Genomic DNA, 1956 nt, shown 5'->3' with positions numbered 1-1956 from the left:
GCGCGGTATCGTATGTTACGTATTTTGCCTCATTGCGTCCCTGTGGATGATTTCATACAGTTTGTCCGGCTTTGTCAAATGCGATCTCGGAAAAGGCCTTCGGCCGAGCCAGAGGTGGGGAAAACATGATTTCCAGCATTGCCGAACTGATCGCCGATCGCCTCGGCACGATGCCGGCCGGCGAACGGCGCGCGGCCCAGACACTGATCGCCAACTATCCGATGATCGGCCTGAAAACGGTCGCTGAATTCTCGGCCGCGGCGGGCGTCTCCTCGCCGACGATCCTGCGTTTCGTCGCCCGGCTGGGCTTTCAGAACTATCCGGAATTCCAGTCGAGCCTGCAGGACGAACTGGCGGCGCAACTGCAATCGCCGGCGACAAGGACACTCAACCCGCCCTCGCCTGGCGGCGGCACGGTGTCGCCGATGCTGGAAGCGACGCTCGACAACATGCGCGAGACGTTCAGGCACCTGTCCGACAAGCAGCTTGCCGACATCGCCGCCCGGCTAGCGGACCGGCGCGGCAAGACCTTCCTGATCGGCGGCCGCTTCACCGATCCGCTGGCGCGCTACATGGCCGCCCACCTCGCCGTCATCCAGCCGGATGTCTTTCACCTCGCCGGGCAGGAGAGCATGTGGCGCGACCGGCTGATCGACATGGGCAAGCGCGACGTGCTGGTGATCTTCGACATCAGGCGCTACCAGGACAGCCTCGTCCGCTTCGCCGAGAAGGCGCATCAGCGTGGCGTCCAGATCGTGCTGTTCACCGACCAGTGGCTGTCGCCGATCGCCCGCTTTGCTCGTCATGTTATCGCCGGACGAACCGCGGTGCCGTCGGCATGGGACTCTTCGGCTGCCCTTTTCGTTGTCGCCGAAACGCTGATCGGCGCCGTCACCAGGCAACTGGAAGCAGAAGGCGCCAAACGCATTCGCGAGATGGAAAGTCTGCGTTAGTGCCTGTGCGACGATCCAAAGCGTTACGCATATTTTCTCAAAGGTTACATATATTTAATGTGCGCAGCCCCCGGAGAATTGTCATAAAGACGCGATATCGAGGCGGCTTCTTTGCCTTACAATAGCCTCGCTGCGTCTGCTTCATTCGGGAAACCGGTAGACGGAAGGATTGTTTTACCAACCGGAGTGCCGATGGCCGCCTGGAAACAGATACTTTTTGCACTTGTGGTGCTGGTGGTGGCGGCAGCCGCCTGGCTGCGCTTTTATCCCGGCGCGCCGGACGTGCTGGCACGCTGGGGCATCGACTGGGCCTCCGCGGCAACGCCCCCGGCTGAGACCGGCACCGCCAACGCGAAGCAGGCAAACGGCCGTAATGGCGGCAACCAGCGGGTGAACGTGGTCGCCCTTGCGGCCACTTCGGCTGTTATCAACGACCGCCTGCAGGCAATCGGCACCGGCCGTGCCAACGCCTCGGTGACCGTCAATCCCTACAGCTCCGGCCGCCTCGCCGAACTGCTGGTCGAATCCGGCAGCCATGTCGATAAGGGACAGATCCTCGCCACCCTGGATTCCGAGACCGAAGTGATCTCTCAGGACCGCGCCAAGCTCGCCTTGCAGGATGCGCAGGCCAAACTCGACCGCGTCAGGTCGCTTCGTGCCTCCAATGCCGCGACACCAGTCGCAGTGGCCGATGCCGAAGTGGTCTTGGCCGGCGCCAAGCTGGCGCTTCAGGATGCGGAACTGGCGCTGCAGCGCCGGTCGATACTGGCACCGATCGCTGGCACCGTCGGCATCCTGCCGATCTCGGCCGGCAATTATGTCACCAACCAGTCGGCCATCGCCACGCTCGACGACCGGTCCTCAATCCTGGTCGATTTCCTAGTGCCCGAGCGCTTCGCTGCCGCCGTCAAGGTCGGCGCACAATTGACGGCGACGCCGATCGCCAATCCCAGCAACGCTTATAGCGGCACCGTTTCGGCCATCGACAACCACATCGATGAAA

At 62.6% G+C, this 1956-nt stretch carries 2 protein-coding genes; both read left to right on the top strand.

The genetic code is table 11. The features are described from left to right. Positions 1 to 125: 125 nt before the first annotated feature. Positions 126 to 953 carry a MurR/RpiR family transcriptional regulator gene (locus EN939_RS32120; protein WP_127271407.1) on the top strand — a complete coding sequence of 276 codons (828 nt, stop codon included), beginning with the start codon at positions 126 to 128 and terminating at the stop codon, positions 951 to 953. Positions 954 to 1145: 192 nt separating this feature from the next. Next, the coding region (locus EN939_RS32115; protein ID WP_127271581.1) for an efflux RND transporter periplasmic adaptor subunit at positions 1146 to 1956 on the top strand (811 nt) is incomplete at its 3' end.

It is taken from the genome of Mesorhizobium sp. M7A.F.Ca.CA.002.05.1.1 (assembly GCF_003998335.1).
Lineage (GTDB): Bacteria > Pseudomonadota > Alphaproteobacteria > Rhizobiales > Rhizobiaceae > Mesorhizobium.
The sequence above is the reverse complement of the archived record's forward strand: the minus strand, read 5'-3'. Positions and strand labels throughout refer to the sequence as shown.

Coding starts and splice junctions, on each gene's coding strand:
- EN939_RS32120 (WP_127271407.1), top strand. CDS start 126: ATGATTTCCAGCATTGCCGAACTGATCGCCGATCGCCTCGGCACGATG.